General features: G+C 64.0%; 11 protein-coding genes. 10 read left to right on the top strand and 1 reads right to left on the bottom strand.

From position 1 onward, the window contains the following. Nucleotides 1-42: 42 nt before the first annotated feature. On the top strand, nucleotides 43-1,518 hold the full coding sequence (locus IPM49_11785) for a hypothetical protein (GenBank protein ID MBK9275202.1): 1,476 nt from the start codon (nucleotides 43-45) through the stop codon (nucleotides 1,516-1,518). 45 nt (nucleotides 1,519-1,563) lie between these two features. Then, a complete protein-coding gene (locus IPM49_11780) occupies nucleotides 1,564-5,175 on the top strand; it encodes a VCBS repeat-containing protein (protein MBK9275201.1) in 3,612 nt (1,203 codons plus the stop codon). Nucleotides 5,176-5,232: 57 nt separating this feature from the next. Here IPM49_11780 and lepA read toward each other — a convergent pair whose 3' ends face one another. Beyond that, nucleotides 5,233-7,035, bottom strand: coding sequence for an elongation factor 4 (lepA, locus tag IPM49_11775; protein MBK9275200.1), 1,803 nt, complete (start codon nucleotides 7,033-7,035; stop codon nucleotides 5,233-5,235). Between the two features lie 192 nt (nucleotides 7,036-7,227). Here lepA and IPM49_11770 point away from each other — a divergent pair, with 192 nt between their 5' ends. The 8 genes from IPM49_11770 to IPM49_11735 all read left to right on the top strand — a co-directional run bounded on the left by IPM49_11770 (nucleotide 7,228) and on the right by IPM49_11735 (nucleotide 19,398). Continuing rightward, the gene (locus IPM49_11770) at nucleotides 7,228-11,820 is read left to right on the top strand and encodes a right-handed parallel beta-helix repeat-containing protein (protein MBK9275199.1); all 4,593 of its coding nucleotides are present in this window, start codon (nucleotides 7,228-7,230) and stop codon (nucleotides 11,818-11,820) included. Between the two features lie 14 nt (nucleotides 11,821-11,834). Next, nucleotides 11,835-13,349, top strand: coding sequence for a T9SS type A sorting domain-containing protein (locus IPM49_11765; protein MBK9275198.1), 1,515 nt, complete (start codon nucleotides 11,835-11,837; stop codon nucleotides 13,347-13,349). Continuing rightward, nucleotides 13,346-13,630, top strand: a complete 285-nt coding sequence (locus IPM49_11760; protein ID MBK9275197.1) for a hypothetical protein — start codon at nucleotides 13,346-13,348, stop codon at nucleotides 13,628-13,630. Before IPM49_11765 ends, IPM49_11760 begins: the two co-directional genes overlap by 4 nt. A gap of 2 nt (nucleotides 13,631-13,632) precedes the next feature. After that, nucleotides 13,633-15,627: a right-handed parallel beta-helix repeat-containing protein gene (locus tag IPM49_11755; protein MBK9275196.1), complete on the top strand. Its 1,995-nt coding sequence runs from the start codon at nucleotides 13,633-13,635 to the stop codon at nucleotides 15,625-15,627. A gap of 15 nt (nucleotides 15,628-15,642) precedes the next feature. After that, nucleotides 15,643-17,154 (top strand): T9SS type A sorting domain-containing protein, encoded by a 1,512-nt coding sequence (locus IPM49_11750; protein MBK9275195.1) that lies wholly within the window; start codon nucleotides 15,643-15,645, stop codon nucleotides 17,152-17,154. Further along, nucleotides 17,151-17,450: a hypothetical protein gene (locus IPM49_11745; protein ID MBK9275194.1), complete on the top strand. Its 300-nt coding sequence runs from the start codon at nucleotides 17,151-17,153 to the stop codon at nucleotides 17,448-17,450. The genes IPM49_11750 and IPM49_11745 overlap by 4 nt, the downstream gene beginning before the upstream one ends. Nucleotides 17,451-17,657: 207 nt before the next feature. Further along, the gene (locus IPM49_11740; GenBank protein MBK9275193.1) at nucleotides 17,658-18,215 is read left to right on the top strand and encodes a sigma-70 family RNA polymerase sigma factor; all 558 of its coding nucleotides are present in this window, start codon (nucleotides 17,658-17,660) and stop codon (nucleotides 18,213-18,215) included. Then, nucleotides 18,199-19,398, top strand: a complete 1,200-nt coding sequence (locus tag IPM49_11735; protein MBK9275192.1) for a gliding motility-associated C-terminal domain-containing protein — start codon at nucleotides 18,199-18,201, stop codon at nucleotides 19,396-19,398. Before IPM49_11740 ends, IPM49_11735 begins: the two co-directional genes overlap by 17 nt. Nucleotides 19,399-19,403 lie beyond the last annotated feature (5 nt).

Genomic DNA, 19,403 nt, shown 5'->3' with positions numbered 1-19,403 from the left:
GCAGTGAAAGTTACAGCACCCGCTGAACGACCTTCGCCCGCGATGTCCCGACCCTGGCCCGCGCTGGTGCTCCTGCTGGTCTTTACCCTGGCGCCGCTGGCCTTCCGCCATGTCCGCACCCTGGACGGGCCGCTGCACGTGCTGCATGCGGACCACCTGGGGCACCGGCTCGCCGGTGACGCGCCCGGGGGACAGGGTCTGCACGTGGACCTGTCGCGCACCCTGCCCCGCGCCACGGACCTGATCGCGCTGCCGGTGCTGCGGCTGGCCGGACCGTTCGCTGCGCAGCGTGCCCTGGTGGTGACCGCCATCGGGCTGGTGCTGCTTGCCGCTTGGTGTGTGGCGCGACGGCTGAACCCGCACAACCCCTGGGCGGCCTTCCTGGTGCTGCCCGTGGCCACCGGTCAACTGCTGGTGCATGGCTTCTTCGGCTTTCTGCTCGGGGTCGCCTGCACGCTGCTGGCGTGGGACCATTGGTGCGCCTGGCGGGAAGGCCGTCCGCGCCGATGGATCACGGCCCTGGGGTTCGCGCTCGCCGCCGCCTGGTGCCACCGTTCGGCACCGCTGCTGCTCGTGCTCCTGGTGATGCTGAGCGAGCTGCTGCACCGCCGTGGTCCCGACGGCCGACGCGGATGGTGGGCGCTGGGCCTGGGGGTGTCGCTCGCCTGCTCCGCCATGCCCGTGTGGCAGGCCCTGCAGCGCGTACCGCTGGAGCCCGCGCGCTCCGTGGACCCCTGGGCCGCGATCGCGGGCCTGCACCCCCTGCTGCTGCTGGATGCGGAGGCCGAGCGGCCGCTGTTGATCGGCACCGCCTTGCTGCTGCTGGCCCTGTGGGCGATCGCCCTGCGTCACGGTACGGCCGCACCCCACAGGGCACACCTGGTGCTGTGGGGCATGGCCGCGCTGATGGCCCTCGTCGCGCTGGTGGTGCGCACCCGCATGAGCGGCCTGCTCTACCTGCCCGACCGGGCGCTGTGGCTGGCCCTGCTGCTGTTCGCCCTCGGCGTGGCGGTGCGGCTCCCGCCCCGTCGGCTCGTGTTCGTCCTGCTGATCGGGATGTGCCTGGCGCAGGCCGCCCGCCTGCTGCTGCTGGAACGCCGATGGGCGCCCTACGCCGCCGCGCAGGAGGACCTGGTGGCCGTGGCACGTGCCCTGCCGCCGGGCAGCGTGGTGGCCGTGGCGCACAGGGGCACGGACTGGTTGACCCACAATGCCGTGGCCGACCTGTCCACGCTGCACAGCGGCCTGGTGCTCGCCGATCGCGGCAACCAGTGGTATGCCCGAGGCACCCCCGAGGCCGAACGCATGCGTGTGCTCCTCGCCGGACGGATGTGCGACGGCTACTGGCTGCGCCACATGGCCCGCACACCGCCGGAACGCTTCGTGGACGCGGTCGTGGTCCTGGGCCCGGACACCGCCGCGACCGACCGGTGTGCACGGGCCTGGGGGCCCGCACTCCGCAACGCGATGGAACCCGCGCTCCGCCTTCCGAACGCCACGGTCCACGAGTGGCGATAGAACCCCACGCGCAACCTTTACCGATCCCCGCGTCTATCCCGAACCATGCACGTTCACCACCGGAGCCTCTGCGCGCTCGTTGCGCTTTCCGCGTTCACCCTCGTCCATGCCCAGTTCGGGCCGGTGAACCTGTTGTTCGAAAGCGAGGCCAAGTACCCCTCACGCGTTCTAGCAGGCGATGTGGACGGCGATGGTGATCTGGACCCAGTGACCTACAACTCCGGGACGGGCAGCATCTATACCTACACCCTGCGCTGGTTCGAGAACCTGGGTGGAGGCGCCTTCGGACCCATGCGGATCATGTTCACCGGAAGCATCAGCGGTAGCGCCGTGACGATGCTTCGCGACATCGATGCCGACGGCTTCGCGGACCTGGTGGTGGACAACACCTGGTACCGCAACGACGGCACCGGCGCGGTGACCCTGATGGGGGCCTACTGCCCAACGGGCACCCCGGCGCGCCTGCTCGAGGATCTGGACGGGGACGGGGATGTGGACGACGTGATCCGGCAGGCCAACAGCGTGGACCTGCTCATCAATCAAGGTGGTGGCACCTTCACCGTGGGTGCATCGTTGGGCGCTCCCGGCATCACCACCAGCCTGGCCGTGGCTCACGCCGATCTGGACGGGGATGGGGAGAAGGACCTGCTCATCGGCGGCACCAACGCGCAGCAGGGCTGGTACAAGGGCCTGGGAGGTGGAGCCTTCGGCCCGCAGCAAGCCATCAACCCGCTGGCGCAGCCCAGCACACCGGTGTGCGGTGACGTGGATGCCGATGGCGACAACGACCTCATCGCCTTCGGGTTGCCGGGCGGCACCGTGTGGTTCGCCAATGACGGCGGCGGCACCTTCACCGTCGGTGACACCATCCCCAGCGGCATGCCCGAGGCCTTGGGCGACTTCGACGGCGATGGCGATGTGGACCTCACCATGGACAGCGGCACCAGCTGCGATGTGCGCCTGCTGCGCAACGATGGCGGCAGCGTGTGGACCACCACCAACGTGGAGCAGGTGAGCGGCTACAACTTGGTGGGCACCAGCTACCACGGCGCCGACCTCAACGGCGATGGCCTGGTGGACCTGCTGCAATGCAGCGGCATGGACCTGGCCGGCTGGTACCCGAACACCGGTGCGGGCAGCTTCGCCCCGCGTGAGCGCTTCTGCCAGACCATGGCGGCCGCGTTCGACCTGAGCGCAGGCGACATCGATCTGGATGGCGACCAGGACCTGGTGACCGCGAGCTACACCGGCGACTGGATCTGCTGGTATGCCAACAACGGCGACGGCACCTTCAACGGGCAGCAGGTGGTGACCGAGCACGCCAACCAGGTGTCCGCGAGCCGCCTGGCCGACCTGGATGCCGATGGCCTGCTGGACATCGTGAGCAACAAGGCCGACCGGGCCATCCTGTGGAACGTGGCCGGCGGCAGCTCCTGGACCCCGGACACCCTGCCCGGCCTGGGCGTGAGCCGCGCCGAGGTGGACCTGGACGGAGACCTCGACCTCGATCTCATCGGCAGTGGGCGCTGGTATGAGAACGACGGCAACGGCGAGTTCGCCATGCAGATGGAGCCGGCCTTCGTAGCGGGCACCGTGCGCGCCGGCGACATGAACGGCGACGGGATGATGGACCTGGTGTTCGGCGGCACCGTGGTGCTCAACACCGGCAGCGGCACCTTCGTCACCGTGCCCGGTGGCCCGTCCCTCGGCGTGTTCGATGTGGGCGACCTCGACGGTGACGGCGATGTGGACGCCGTGAACTACACCAGCACCCTGCTCACGGCCTACCTGAACGATGGCACCGGCGCGCTCATCGCGGCCGGCACCCAAGCCACACCGGCGGGGGTGCCCCGCACGTTGATGCTCCGCGACGTGAACGGCGATGGCTTCCTGGACGCGGTGTGGGCCCTGAGCAACGGCTACACACACCAGACCTACTACACCCTGAACCTCGGCAACGGCCAGCTGGGCCCCAACGCGCTGATCGACCCCACCGCGGAGAGCGCGGCCGCCATGGTGTACGAGGACCTCAACAACGACGCCGTGCCCGACCTGGTGACGGCCCGCTTCCGCAGCATCAGCTGGCAGGAGAACCTCTTCTTCAACGCCTTCCGCCTGCGCGGATCGGTGTTCATCGACTACGACCTGAACGCCACGTTCGACCCCACCGACCACACGGTGCCCTACCGGCTGGTGCGCACCGACGCGAACGATGTCCTTGTGTGGACCAATAGCGACGGCGCCTACGACCTCCCTGCGGACACCGGCACCTGGAAGGTGTGGCACAGCCCGCCGTCCATCTATCAGGTCACCAACGACCCCGACACGCTTCAGGCCACCCTCACAGCCCAGCAACCCATCGCCACAGGCCTGGATATCGGTTTGGCGCCCGCCATCGGGGACACCCTGCCCTTCGCCACCCTCACGCAGTCCGGCGTGTTCCGCTGCGACGACCAGGTGACCCTGTGGCTGACCCTGCGGAACAACGGCACCTTCATCCCCGAAGGGATCCTCATCGACTTCGAGCTGGCCCCGGACATGACGCTGGACGGCACCTTCCCCGCTCCTGACTCCATCGTGGGCCAACACCTCTACTGGAGCGTGGACAGCCTGGGCTGGTTCCAGGAGTTCCAAGCATCGATCGCGCTCACCGTGGGCCCGGTGGGCTCAACGGCAGGCTTCGGGTACACCATCACGGCAGCCAACCTGCCCATTCTCTTCGAGCAGCCTCCGTTCCTCTTCACGGTCTCGTGCGCCTACGATCCCAACGACAAGCTGGTGACGCCCCAGGGCTTCGGGTCGGCCGGCGCGGTGCCCATCGACCAGGAGTGGCTGGAGTACACCGTGCGCTTCCAGAACACCGGGACGGACACCGCCTTCACCGTGCAGCTGCTGGACACCTTGGACGCCGATCTCGATCCGCTCACCATGGAGGTGCTGGCCGCTTCGCATGACCTCACGCAGATCCAGGTGGACGCGCAGCGCGTGGCCCTGTTCCGCTTCGAGCGCATCCTGCTGCCGGACAGCAACGTGAACGAGGCCGCCAGCCACGGCTTCGTCAAGTACCGCATCAAGCCGAACGCCGGATCACCGCACCTCACCGCCATCACCAACAGCGCCGCCATCTACTTCGACCTCAATCCGCCGGTGATCACCAACACGGTGCTGAACACCCTGGTGGACTGCAGCCTGCATGAGGCCTTGATCAGCTCCCCGTCGCCGGACGTCCTGGAGGCCGGCGCAGGGATCCAGTACCAGTGGTTCCTGAACGGGCAGCAGCTGCCCGGCGACACGCTGCCGCAACTGATGCCCTCCTTGAGCGGTGACTACACCGTGCAGGTGACCAGCGCCTACGGATGCGTTGCGCTGAGCGCCCCCTACACCTACATCTTCACCGCGATCGGCAGCCAGGACGCGCCGGCCCTGCGTGTGCAGCCGAATCCGATGAACGGAACGGCCGTGATCCATCTCGCCGAAGCCCTTGCCAACGGGGATCGCCTCGAGCTGGTGGACGTGAGCGGACGGGTCCTGCGCAGCCTGCGGCCCAGCGGGCGGTCCGTGGTGCTGCATCGTGACGGCCTGGCCGCCGGGGCGTACACCGTGCGGGTGCTGCGCGGCGCGGCGGTGATCGGCGCGGTGCGGGTGGTGGTGGAGTAGGCGACGGGAAGCAAGGAGGAACGCTGATACGCCCCCGTGCACCCCGGGAAGGCCGGATCAGTCCAGCTTCAACACCGCGAGGAAGGCCTCCTGGGGCACTTCCACGGTCCCCACCTGGCGCATGCGTTTCTTCCCTTCCTTCTGCTTCTCCAGCAGTTTGCGCTTGCGGCTGATGTCACCGCCGTAGCACTTCGCGGTCACGTCCTTGCGCAGGGCACGCACCGTTTCGCGGGCGATGATCTTGGCGCCGATGGCGGCCTGGATGGGGATCTCGAACTGCTGGCGCGGCAGCAGCTCCTTGAGCTTCGCGCACATCTTGCGGCCCAGCTCCTGCGCGTGGTCGCGGTGGATCAACGCGCTCAGGGCATCCACGCGCTCGCCGTTCAGCAGGATGTCGAGCTTGATGAGGTCGCTCTCCTTCATGCCGATGGGGTGGTAGTCGAAGCTGGCGTAGCCGCGGCTGATGGTCTTCAGCTTGTCGTAGAAGTCGAACACCACCTCGCCCAGCGGCATCTCGAAGGTGAGCTCCACGCGGTCGGTGGTGAGGTAGTTCTGCCCGGTGAGCATGCCGCGCTTCTCGATGCACAGCGTCATGATGGCCCCAGTGTACTCGGCCTTGGTGATCACCTGCGCCTTGATGTACGGCTCCTCGATGGTCTCGATGTGCATCACCTCGGGCAGCTCGCTGGGGTTGTGCACCTCCAGCACGTCGCCGTTGGTCTTGGTCACCACATAGCTCACGTTGGGCACGGTGGTGATCACGGTCATGTTGAACTCGCGCTCCAGCCGCTCCTGGATGATCTCCATGTGCAGCAGGCCCAGGAAGCCGCAGCGGAAGCCGAAGCCGAGCGCGGCGCTGGTCTCGGGCGCCCAGGTGAGGCTGGCGTCGTTGAGCTTGAGCTTCTCCATGGCGTCGCGCAGCTCCTCGTAGTCGTCGGTGTCCACCGGGAAGATGCCGGCCCACACCATGGGCTTCACGTCCTCGAAGCCATGGATGGCCTCGGCGCAGGGGCGGTCCACGTGGGTGATGGTGTCGCCCACCTTCACCTCGCTGGCCGTCTTGATGCCGCTGATGATGTAGCCCACATCGCCGGCCTTCACCTCGGGGCGCGGGCTGATGTCCATCTTCAGGATGCCCACCTCGTCGGCGCCATACTCCACGCCGGTGTTGAAGAACTTCACCTGGTCGCCCTTGCGGATGGTGCCGTTCATCACGCGGTAGTAGGCGATGATGCCGCGGAAGCTGTTGAACACGCTGTCGAAGATGAGCGCCTGCAGCGGGGCGTTCGGGTCGCCCTTCGGCGGCGGGATGCGCTCCACCACGGCCTCCAGCACCTTGTCCACCCCCTGGCCCGTCTTGCCGCTCGCCGGCAGGATCTCCTCGCGCTTGCAGCCCAGCAGGTCCACGATCTGGTCCTTCACCTCCTCGGGGTTGGCGCTGGGCAGGTCCATCTTGTTCAGGATGGGGATGATCTCCAGGTCGTGCTCCAGGGCCAGGTACAGGTTGCTGATGGTCTGCGCCTGGATGCCCTGGGTGGCGTCCACGATCAGCAGGGCGCCCTCGCAGGCGGCGATGCTGCGGCTCACCTCGTAGCTGAAGTCGACGTGGCCCGGGGTGTCGATGAGGTTCAGGACGTACTTCTTGCCGTTCAGGGCATAGTCCATCTGGATGGCCTTGCTCTTGATGGTGATGCCCCGCTCGCGCTCCAGGTCCATGTCGTCCAGCGCCTGGGCCTGCATGTCGCGGTCGGCGATGGTGCCGGTCATCTGCAGCAGCCGGTCGGCCAGCGTGCTTTTGCCGTGGTCGATGTGGGCGATGATGCAGAAGTTGCGGATGTTATCCGCCGAAACCTGTGACATGGGGGTCGCTGGGATGAGGGTGGGCCGTGGCCTTGGCTCCGGGGGACCACACCGGCCGGGGGCTGGGGTGAAGGCGGATGGGTTCCATGGCCGGGTCCGGAAAAGGCGTGCAAAGGTAGCCCCTGGCCTGCTGCCCACCCCCTGACGCGGATGAGCGCGTAACGCGTACCTTCGAGCATCACCCCCTTTCCCATGCGCATGCTTCGCCACCCATGGGTTCTGCTCCTTCTGCTCGTTGCCGCACCGGCGGTCCTGGTGGCCCAGCCGCCCATGGTCACCAAGTACCTGCACGAGTTCGACACCCTCGGCTCCGGCCACCCCAACGACCTCATCAACGACCAGCCGGCCTTGCTGAAGGCCGCCGCCTTCTTCCAGGCACGGGGTGGCTATGGCACCTTGGTGCTGGAGGACGGGGAATACATCGTGGGCCTTCAGCAACTGTACACGCCGGGCAGCCCCTTGCCCGGACCTGACTGGATCAACTGGAACTACCCTGAAGGGTCGATCCCGGGCAGCTGTCCCTCCCTGGTGGCCCTACAGCCGGGTTTCCGGTTGGACGGTTGTGCGCAGTTCACCGTGCAGGGCGGGAGCAACACCCGTATCCGCTACCGCGACTGCCTGTATTATGGCAGCTTCTTTCGAGTACCCGGCACGGACGATGTGCTGGCCGCAACCGGCATCGATTCGTGCTACACCTGCCAGGACAGCGTGCGCCTGTTCATCGTGGATAGCCTTGTGCACGCCAAGGTGGGCGCCATGTTCACCTTCGCGCATTGCGATTCGGTCACTGTCCGCGACGTGGAGCTGGACGGCAACATCGACGGCGCGCTCCTGGGCGGCAAGAGTTCGTGGGACGGCATTCAGACCGACTATGACGGCATCGCCGTGTTCGAGTCCAGCCACACGACCATCGAGAACGTGAACGCCCATCACTTCGGCCGCGATGGCCTGGTGCTCTGGGGCAAGTATGCCGATACAGCGACCCCCTTCGCGGACGCATACCCGGACCTCCACGTGGACATCGACCCCGCCGACAGCGCGACGATCCTGGGCAACCGTACCGTGTTGTTCAACAACCGCATCCTCAGCAGCCAGTTCAACTGGAACGGGCGGCAAGGCTTCTCCTGGACCGCGCTGGCCGGCCTGACCATGAGCGGCTGCGACCTCAACTACAACGGCTGCGGCCGCTGGAGCAGCAGCCCAGGCGCGGGGTTGGACATTGAAGGCATCGGCGGGCCGCTGCGGGTGCGCCACGGGCTGTTCACCGATTGTCGCTTTCTGCACAACTACAGCGCAGGCATCCTCTCGGACCAGTCGGAGTGCATCGGCCAGCAGGGCTTCACCTTCATCGACTGCACGGTGAAAGCGGGCGAGGCCGGGCTGGCGCTCTGGGTCGAAGCCCGCGACATGGAGTTCCACGTGTGCGCCATCTACGGCTATGTGGACGAACTGTTCGAGCAGGCCGAGAACCTGCCCCGCGACCCCGACTTCGACCTGCTGTTCCGCAAGACCGATTTCTATGAAGAGGATGATGACTGGTCGTATCTGAAGGCCGACCCCTTGAATTGCGGGGGCGGGCCGCACAAGCTGGACCTGGTGGGCGGCGGGCGCGCCAAGGTCACCTTCGACAGCTGCGGGTTCTACACCAATTGCCACGGCATGGTGCGGCTGAAGGGCCGATCGAACCTGGATAGCACGTTCACGCATTGCCCGACGGGATCCACCGGCATCTGTATCGGACCGGAATGTACCCAGCAGGATGCCCGCTATGTCACCGCCACCCACTGCACCTTCGTCAACACCGGCCGAGAGCGCTGCACTGCCCAGACCCAGGTACTCGCCGTGGATCACGCCACCGTCACGGGCCTCACCATCAACATCCCCTATGAGGTGCGCAATGGCGGGCCGGGCGATATGTACGTGACCCCGTTCGGCACCGATAGCCCACCCTGCTGGCCGACCTACTGCTATGCGGACACGGTGATCCTCACCAGCTATGGCGGCAACTTCCCGCCCTGCAAACCCTTCTACGACCTCCCCGATACCATCGACGTCTGGGACCCCTGCACCGGGATCAACCTTCCTATTGCACCGTGTGTGAGCGATGCCTCCTGCTATGCCAGCACCGTGATCCCCGACAGTGCCTTCGCGAGCTTGGTGGGCGATGTCTTCATCGGTACGGTGAACATCAAGGGTAGGTTCTTCGTGGATGTGGATGTGCTCTTCCAGAACGCCGAAGTGCGCCTTGAACCCGGCGCGGAGATCATCGTGCAGAACGGCTGGACCCTCGACATCGAGAACAGCTCCTTCACCGCCTGCAACGGCGTGATGTGGAAGAGCATCACGGCGGAGGACGGGGCCACCATGCGCATCCGGGGATCTTTCATGGACGATGCGGAAAGTGCCGTGTCCGCGCTGGACGGCTCCACCGTGTGGATCGATGGCACCCAGTTCCACAACAACCGCGTGGGCCTGGGCATCCCCGATGTGGGCCTGCCGTACAACAACGTGGCCTGCTGGGTGAGCAACAGCACCTTCTACAGCGCGGGCGCCATGCCGCTGCCCTACCCCGGCCAGACCAGCACCGTGGGCCACCGGGGCTTCGCGGCCTTCGATGTGCACCGCACCACCCTGGACCTCGCCGGCGGCCACAACACCCTCCACACCCTGAGCAATGGCATCGTGGCCCACCAGAGCGATGTGCAGGTGAGCGCCTGCCGGATGTTCAACATCCAGCCCGATAGCGCCTACACCCTCTCGGGCAACGGCGCGGGCATCTTCGCCCGGGGCGACCAGGGCTTCCACTTTCTGCGGCAGCAGGGCTATGGCATGGCCGGCACACCCAGCTTCTCCAATTGCCGCTGGGGCGTTTTTACCGAGTACATGAACGTGCTGAGCACCGACAACCGCATGCTGGACATGGGCACCGCCCACCACGTGGAGCGCAGCGGCTACCGCGAGGTGGACATCCGCAACAACGCGGTCACCGCCCACCGGCACGGCATGGAGCTGCGGGCCAACGACGGCGCGGCGCACATCCTGGTGGAAGGCAACGACATCACCTTCGGCGACCACCCCTGCGCCAATTGCAAGGGCTACTCGGGCATCCTGGTCACCGAAGGCAACCAGCAGGCGCATGACGCGCGCATCCTGAACAACAGCATCCACTTCACCAACGCGGCCACCTCGCGCTTCGGCATTGCCCTCACCGCCGCCGATGCCTGGCTGGTGGCCGACAACGCGGTGCTGCTGGTGAGCAACGCCCACAACCGCACGGGCATCCAGCTGGAGGGCTGCCGGGCCACGGAGGTGAGCTGCAACCAGATCAGCAGCAGCGACACCGGCTACCCCATCGCCGCACAGAGCGCCATCCGCAACATGATGGGGAGCCAGCCGCTGATCAGCTGCAACGAGATGGACCGCACGGCCAACGGCATCCTCTTCAACGGTGTGGCCTACGACACGGATGTGCGCGGCAATTTCTTCCATAACCATAAGTGGCCCCTGCATTTGGATGCTACGGCCATCATCGGGGTGCAGGACCATAAAGGGAACCTCTGGGACCCTGCGGCCATTGCGCCAGTGTGGGGGGCGCTGTATGAGGACACGACCAACTCCGTGTTGAATCCTTTCTACTATAGCCCTGCTACGATAAGCGGCGGTACCACCGCACCGCCATCCGTGTGGCCCACGTCTGGGTGGTTCAATGTAGCGCCAGGTGCGAACTACGATTGCGCCGACCACCATGGCGAGGAGTATTGCAGCCAGTTCCAAGAGCGCGGTGAAGAACGGCTGACGGAACTGGATTTGCGGATTGCTAGTGACAGCTTGGAGAATGCCCCCTACACGGATGAGACCAAGTGGATGTTCAAAGGCCGTTTATACAAGAAACTCTACGATAACCCGGACTTGCAGGACAGCCTGCAAGTGATGACAGACTTCTACGAAGACCTGCAGGGGAGTAACACGGAAGCTTTCAAGCTGATCGACGATGAGCAATTGCATCTGTATGATCTCGACAGCACGGTTGCGATGCAGCTACGGCAGGATTATCAGCAGATGGAAGGCTTGATGGATCTGGTAAAGGATGCCATGGAGCAGTTGGGGGATAGCACCTTGACGGCCGCGCAACAGCAAGCCATCCTTACCGGTATAATCGGCTACCGTGAAAGCATCCGTGATCTATCGGTCGTGAACTCAGTGGTGTTGCAAGCGGCTTCGGCATCGAAAGGAGTGACCGCCGATGGCGTCAAAGCAGCGAACACTACGGTGACCACCAGCGAGCTGATCGAGGAGAACGAGAAAACGGTGAACGACATCTACCTGGCCACCGTCGGTAAGGACCTGGATAGCTTCACTGTCGCGCAAGCGGCTTCCTTATTCGACATCGCCAACCAATGTCCGATGCTCGGTGGCAACGCTGTCTTCAAGGCGCGTTCGCTGTACTGGCTTATTGATGACACCTACGATTTCGACGATGCTGTGCTTTGCCTGCCATACGGCATCATCGTGAAGAGCTTGACCGAGTCCCCGATCAATTCCACCGCTGTGATCCCCAACCCCGCCAGCGACGAGGCCACCCTCGTGCTGGAGCGGCCTTTGGATGCACCCAGCGTGTTCGTGGTCTATGATGCGCTTGGCGGAGAGTTGATGCGCCATTCCATACCGTTGGAAACGTCCCGCTTCGTCTTCACAACAGCATCGCTCGCACCCGCCCCATACCACTACCAAGTGCGTGGCCCATTAGGCGTCATCGGTAACGGGAAGTTGACGATCGTTCGCTGATCACATTCGCACCCATGAAGCGCCGCATGAGCACCACGAGAGTCGTGTTAGCGGCGCTTGCCGTTCTGCTGCTTTGCGGTCTTGTCGATCTGAAGGCTCAAGGGTTGAACAACCTTTGGCTCGGCGGGTATTTTGGAGAGGATGCCCCGCCATGGGGCAGTGTTGATATTGATTTCCAAAGTGATAGTGCGGTGATCACGACTACGAACAGGGCTATTGGATTCGGGCGCACCAGCGCTAACATCACCGATGCGAGCGGCAACCTGCTCTTCAGTACCAACGGGGCCTTTATCGCCAACGCCACCGGGGATACGATGCTCAATGGCACAGGACTCAATCCGAGTACATACACTTCCAACTACCCTGGAGGTTTGCACATCTCGCAAGGCTGCCTGATCCTGCCCAAGCCGGACACCCAAGGGATCTACCACCTCTTCCATGGCACCGTTGATGACCAGACAGGTCCGCACGCTCTCTACCTCTATCTGACCACGATCGACATGAGCCTGGACGGCGGGCTGGGAGGGGTGGTAACGAAGAACCAGGTGTTGATCAGTGATTCGCTGAACGTAGGAAAGGTCACGGCCGTGCGGCATGCGAACGGGCGGGATTGGTGGGTGTTCTGCCACAAAGTGAGCACGAACATGTTCTATCGGTTGCTTCTTACGCCGCAAGGAATCAGCATGGATGGAACGCAATCCATTGGTGTTACACGCCCGCCAGATGTTGGGCAGGTCTGCTTCAGTCCTGACGGCAGCAGATTCGCGTACTACTGGGGCCAGTTCAACCAGGACCTGGAGATCTTCGATTTCGATCGCTGCACGGGCCTCTTCTCCAACCCGGTGCATATCCTCATCAGCGATGCCAACAGTATGGGCGGTGTGGCCTTTTCACCCAACAGCCGCTTCCTCTACATCTCATCTGTTGAAGACGTATATCAATACGACACGGAAGCGCCGGACATCGAAGCGAGCATGGTCCACATCGCCCATTGGGATGGATTCTATTCTCCATTCCCGCCCCTAGCGACACTCTTTGATATTACACAACTCGCCCCCAATGGCAAGATCTACATCGGCACAGGCAATAGCACGTTCCACTTACACGTGATCAATGCCCCGGATGAAGGTGGCATGGCCTGCGATATGGTGCAGCATGGTTTGGAACTCCCTCGGTATTTCATCAACTCCCTTCCCAACCACCCCAACTACCATTTGGGCCCGGTGGATGGGAGCATCTGTGATAGTTTGGGTATAAACGCGGGGGTGCCCGCTGCCTTGTTGGAGGCGGGCATCAAGGTGTATCCGAACCCGAGCAACGGTGCGTTCACGGTGAGTTATCCCGCACAACCCCATGTTGGCGAGCTGGAGGTGCGCGACCTGAGCGGGCGGTTGGTGCTGCGGGAGCGCATCCCGCAATGGAGTCAGGTGCGTGCTGTTCAGCTAAAGGAGGCAGTAGGCATGTACCAGTGTCGTCTTACCTGGGGCACAGCGTCGCTTACCACACGCATCATCCTCGCCGAGCCATGAGAAAGCGCAGCACCTTCCTCGCAGTGGCCGTGTTGCCTATCATGGCCCTGGCCCAGGGCCCAGGCTCCAAGCCTGTTCAAGAACCCAAGCCCATCAATGCGCCTACGCTCGCCGTGCTCCTGGCCAACCGCCCGGCGCATATCGAGCAGACCCAGTGGCTGGAGATGATGGAGCAGCCGGCGAATCGCTCGCTCTACCCGATGCGGATCACACCAGCCACCTTGGATACCCTGGATGGGCGGCTGCTGGACAGGAGGTTCCAATATATCCTTGTGCGGTGATTTTGCGCACGATTGTCGAGATGGCGGTGATGTTCGCCGGCATGGCCCGCACCCCCAGCTTCACCAGCTGCCACTGGGGCGTTTACACCGAGTACATGAACGTGCTGAGCACCGACAACCGCATGCTGGACATGGGCACCGCCCACCATGTGGAGCGCAGCGGCTACCGCGATGTGGACATCCGCAACAACGCGGTCACCGCCCACCGGCACGGCATGGAGCTGCGGGCCAACGACGGCGCGGCGCACGTCCTGGTGGAAGGCAACGACATCACCTTCGGCGACCACCCCTGCGCCAATTGCAAGGGCTACTCGGGCATCCTGGTCACCGAGGGCAACCAGCAGGCGCATGACGCGCGCATCCTGAACAACAGCATCCACTTCACCAACGCCGCCACCTCGCGCTTCGGCATCGCCCTCACCGCCGCCGATGCCTGGCTGGTGGCCGACAACACGGTGCTGCTGGTGAGCAACGCCCACAACCGCACGGGCATCCAACTGGAAGGCTGCCGGGCCACGGAGGTGAGCTGCAACCAGATCAGCAGCAGCGACACCGGCTACCCCATCGCCGCACAGAGCGCGATCCGCAGCATGATGGGCAGCCAGCCGCTCATCAGTTGCAACGAAATGGACCGCACGGCCAACGGTATTCTCTTCAACGGCGTGGCCTACGGCACCGATGTGCGCGGCAACCTCTTCCACAACCACAAATGGCCCCTTCACTTGGATGCCACGGCGATCATCGATGCGCAGTTGCTGAAGGGGAACCTGTGGGATCCAACAGCCGCTGCGCCGGTGTGGGGGGCCTTGTATGAGGACAGCGTCAGTGCTTTTGCATATCCCTTCTACTACAGTCCGGCTACGATCAACGGCGGCACCACTCAGCCGCCTTCGTGGTGGCCCAGCAACTGGTTCAACTTCACCTTTGGCACGAACTACGATTGCGCCGACCATCATGGAACGGACTATTGCAGCCAGTTCGGGGGTGAGCGTTGCTTGGACTGTCTGCGCGACCTGGACGAGAAGATCGCCGGCGACAGTTTAGAGAACGACCCGTACACCGAGGAGACCAAATGGATGCTCAAGGGCGACCTCTTCCGGAAGATCGATGACGCGCCGGAACTCCTGGACAGCCTACCCTTGCTATCGGATTTCTATGCCGACCTGCAGGGCAGCCCCACCGCCTCCTTCAAGACGATCGACGACGATCAACTTGCACTATACGATCTGAACAGCACGGTATTGGTGCAATTGCTCGCGAACCGCGCCCAGATTGAGGAAGCAATTGCCTTGGTAAATGATGGTCTTGAACATCTGGGCGACAGTACGCTCACCCCGGCTCAACGACAGGCGATCCTCGCCGGCTTGAACGGTTACCGTCAGAACATCCAGAATCTGACGGAATGGAATGACACAGCCTTGCAAGTGGTGGCCGATTCCAAAGCGCAGAACGCGGATAACATTCAGGACGCGAACGCTGGCGTGGCAGCCAGCGAGCTGATCGAAGAGAACGAGAAGGTCGTTAACGACATTTACCTGGCGACAGTGGGTAAGGATTTGAACGTCTTTACTGCGACCCAGGCGAATGATCTCTTCGCCATTGCGAACCAGTGCCCCATGAGGGGTGGCAATGCCGTGTTCAAAGCCCGTTCACTGTACTGGCTCATCAATGACGATTACGACTTCGATGATCCATTGCTCTGCCAGCCGCATGGCATCATCGTTAAAGACATGGCCGTCCAGCCCGTGAACGGCATGACGGTCGTACCCAACCCTGCAAGCGACGAAGTTACCCTGATATTAAATCGTCCGCTTGTTGAACTTGGTGTATTCGAAGTGTACGATGCTATAGGTGCGCAAGTGATGCAACAGATCATGCCTATGGAATTGCCGCGCATCTCCTTCAGCACGGCAGCCCTGGCGCCTGCAATCTATCACTATCAGGTGCGCGGACCGTCGGGCATCATCGGTGTCGGGAAGCTCACGATTGTTCGCTGATCAGCCGCCGCATCCATGTACCGCCGCACGAGCAACGAACGAGTCGCGTCTGCGGCGCTTGCCGTTCTGCTCCTTTGCGGTTTTGTCGGGTTGAAGGCTCAAGGGTTGAACAACTTGTGGGTGGGTGGCTTCGATAGCGACGGCCCACCACCTTTTGGGGGTGTCGATCTGGATTTCGAAAGCGGGAGCATGGTCATCTCGACCATGTCCCGCGCCATCGGCTATCGGAGGACCTCCGCCAACATCACTGATGCGAACGGGAATTTGCTATTCAGTACCAATGGGTCGTTCGTCGCCAACGGCTTGGGTGATACGTTGCTGAATGGGACCGGTTTGAACCCAAGCAGCTACACATCCATGTTCCCCGAAGGACTATATCTCTCGCAAGCCTGTTTGATCCTGCCAAAGCCGGACACTCCGGGTATCTATTATCTTTTCCATGGCACGATAGACGACCAGGTGACAACTACAGCCAATTACCTCTACCTGACCACCATTGATATGAGCCTGGACGGTGGCCTAGGTGGGGTGATAACGAAGAACCAGGTGCTGATCAGTGATACGCTGAACGTGGGCAAGATCACCGCCGTGCGGCATGCCAACGGCCGGGATTGGTGGATGTTTTGCCACAAGGTGACCACTAACATCTACCACCGTTTGCTGGTTACCCCGAATGGAGTAGCCAACGATGGAACACAAGCCATTGGGGTTATCCGGCCGCGGGATGGCGGGCAAGTCTGTTTCTCACCCGACGGATCCAAATTCGCCTACTACTGGGGCCAGTTCAACCAGGACTTGGAGGTCTTCGATTTCGATCGCTGCACGGGCCTGTTCACCAACCCGGTGCATATCCTGATCGATGACTACGACCAGATGGGTGGTGTGGCCTTCTCACCCAACAGCCGTTACCTCTATGTCTCCTCAGTTGAGGATGTTTACCAATACGATGTGCAAGCTGCGGACATCGGGGCATCCATGGTACACATCGCGCATTGGGACGGGTTCTATTCGCCCTTCCCGCCGTTCGCCACGCTCTTTGACATCGCGCAACTCGCACCGGACGGCAAGATCTACATCAGCACCGGAAATAGCACGGACAAACTGCATGTGATCAACGATCCGGATTCTGCGGGTTTGGCCTGCAACATCGAGCAGCACGGGATCGATCTACAGCGCTACTTCAGCAACTCCCTTCCCAACCACCCGAACTACCACCTGGGCCCGGTGGATGGCAGCGTATGCGACAGCTTGGGGATCAACGCGGGGGTGCCCGCTGCGCTGGTGGAGGCGCGATTGAGGGTATGCCCGAACCCCAGCAACGGGTCGTTTACCTTGAGTTACCCCGCCCATGCCGGGGCTGGTGAATTGATCGTGTTCGACCTCACCGGTCAGTTGGTGCTCCGCGAGCGCATACCGCCATGGAGCCAGATGCACCGCTTGGAGTTGAGCGGAGCTGCGGGGATGTACCAGTTCCGGATCAGGTGGGGCAGCACGTCCACCGCAGTTCGGGTGATCCTTCAACCATGATCAAGCACCTGCTTTTCGTTCTGTTGCTCGCGTGGCCCTGCGCATCTCGGGCGCAGCAGCCCAACGCGCACGCTCCTCTGAACGCACCCACTTTGGCGGTGCTGGAGGCCAACCGCCCGCCGCACATCGAACAGTCGAAGTGGCTGAAGATGATGGAGCAGCCGGCGAACCGCAGCCTGTATCCGTTGAGGGTCACGCAGGCGATGCTGGATACCCTTGACACAGAGGCGCTGGATCGCCGTTTCCAATATGTGATGAGCGCCCCGCGGACGACGTCCGCCGGAACAGGGCATTGACCCTGGCCGAACAGCCCTTGGGTCCGGTCAACTTGGGCCTCGCTTGCGGACGACCGGGGCGTGGTCGCCCTGGGACGTGGGCTTCCGTTCCGTTCACCCACTCCGCGCCCAGCGCGCCCTGCCGGTCGCCACCCCGCGCCCGCGCCGTATCTTGCAGGGGCCCGGGCAACCTTTTGCCCGCCGATCGCATCATTCCCCACGGACGCCATGACGGACGAACAGCTCGTGACCGGATGCCTGAACGGTGAGCCCCTGGCCCAGAAGGAGTTGTACCGCACCTACGCCCGCAAGATGATGAGCATCTGCATGCGCTACGCCCCGGGACGGGAGCAGGCCCAGGACATCCTGCAGGACGGCTTCGTGAAGGTGTTCCAGAAGATGGACCACTACCGCGGCGACGGTCCTTTGGGCGGCTGGATCGCCCGCACCATGGTGAACACCGCCCTGGACCACATCCGCCGCAACAAGCCCTACGACCACAGCCTGGACCTCACGGAGGCCGAACACCTGCACAGCGAGGACGCGCAGGTGCTGGGCCAGATGAGCACCGATGAGCTCATGGAGCTGATCCAGGCCCTGCCCCCCGGCTACCGCGCCGTGTTCAACCTGTTCGCCATCGAGGGCTACGCCCACAAGGAGATTAGCGAGATGATGGGCATCAGCGAGAACACCTCGAAGAGCCAATTCATGAAGGCGCGGGCCTACCTGCGCAAACTGCTGCCCAAGGAGGCGGCCGACATCTACGGTGATGGAGCGGAAGGATGACCTGATCGAGGTCCTGCGCGACCGGTTCAACGGCCATGAGACGGCCGTGCCGCCCGGTGCGTGGGACGCCATCACCAGCCAGCTGGCCCTGGGCGCCGCCACCAGCACCGACCTGGTGAGCGACCTCTTCCGCGACCGGTTCTCGGGCCACGAGGCCGAGGTGGACCCCGGCCTGTGGGAGGCCATCGAGCACCAGGTGGCCCAGGCCGACCCGGTGAACAGCCTCTTGCGCGACCGCTTCACCGGTCATGAGGCTCCTGTGCCGCCTGCCGCGTGGACCGCGATCGAAGGCCAGCTGGGCCAGGGCGCCGTGGCGGCCTCCGGCGGAAGCTCGTTGCTCGGATGGGTGGCCGGTGGGGCCGCCGCCCTGCTGGTGGCCGGCGGACTGTACCTGACCGCTGACAGCCCCTCCCCCGCGGAGGGCGAGCGTGCCGTCGCCACCCTCGAGGCTCCGGCCACCACGATCGAAGTGCCGGCAGCGCCCCCCACGGCCGCAGCGGCGGCCAGCACGACCGTTTCCACCGCCCCCGCGGAGACCGTGGCGTCGCGGGCCGAAGCGACGACGACCGCCACCGCACCGCCGGCCGCCCGCACCCGGCACGAGGACCCCGCACCGCCGAGCGAGGCCCGGATGCCGGACCTGCACCCGGCAGGCACCCCGGAGCCGGCCGACCCGGCCACCGGCACCGAAGCCGCACGGACGGAGGAACACCCGGACGTCCCCTCCACGGCGGGAACGGCACCGATCACGACGATCGCGTCCGAGCCCGATGGGCAGCAGGTGGTGCAGGAGGTGCTGCGCGAGCTATCCCGCACGGAGGACCGCCCGGCGCGGACGGAGGCGCCGCAGCATGAGGAGCCCGTGGCCGAACCGGAGCCCTCCACCGCGGCCGATGCCGTGGCCGAGCCGGTGCTTTTCATCCCCAACGTGTTCACCCCGAACGGCGACGGGGAGAACGAGCAGTGGGTGCCGCAGGGCAGCCACTATCAACGCGTGGCCGTGCGGATCTTCAGCGGGGCCACCGGGGCTTTGGTGTTCACCTCCAACGACCTTCGTGCGTGGGACGGCAACGACCTGCAGGGCCACCCCTGCCCCAGCGGCACCTACCTCTACGCCATCGAGGTGGAGGACCTGGCGGGCAAGGCCAAGGCCTACAGCAGCACTGTGAACATCATCCGCTGAACCGG

This window comes from Flavobacteriales bacterium (assembly GCA_016715895.1).
In the GTDB taxonomy this organism is placed as follows: Bacteria; Bacteroidota; Bacteroidia; order Flavobacteriales_F; family PHOS-HE28; genus PHOS-HE28.
The sequence above is the reverse complement of the archived record's forward strand: the minus strand, read 5'-3'. Positions and strand labels throughout refer to the sequence as shown.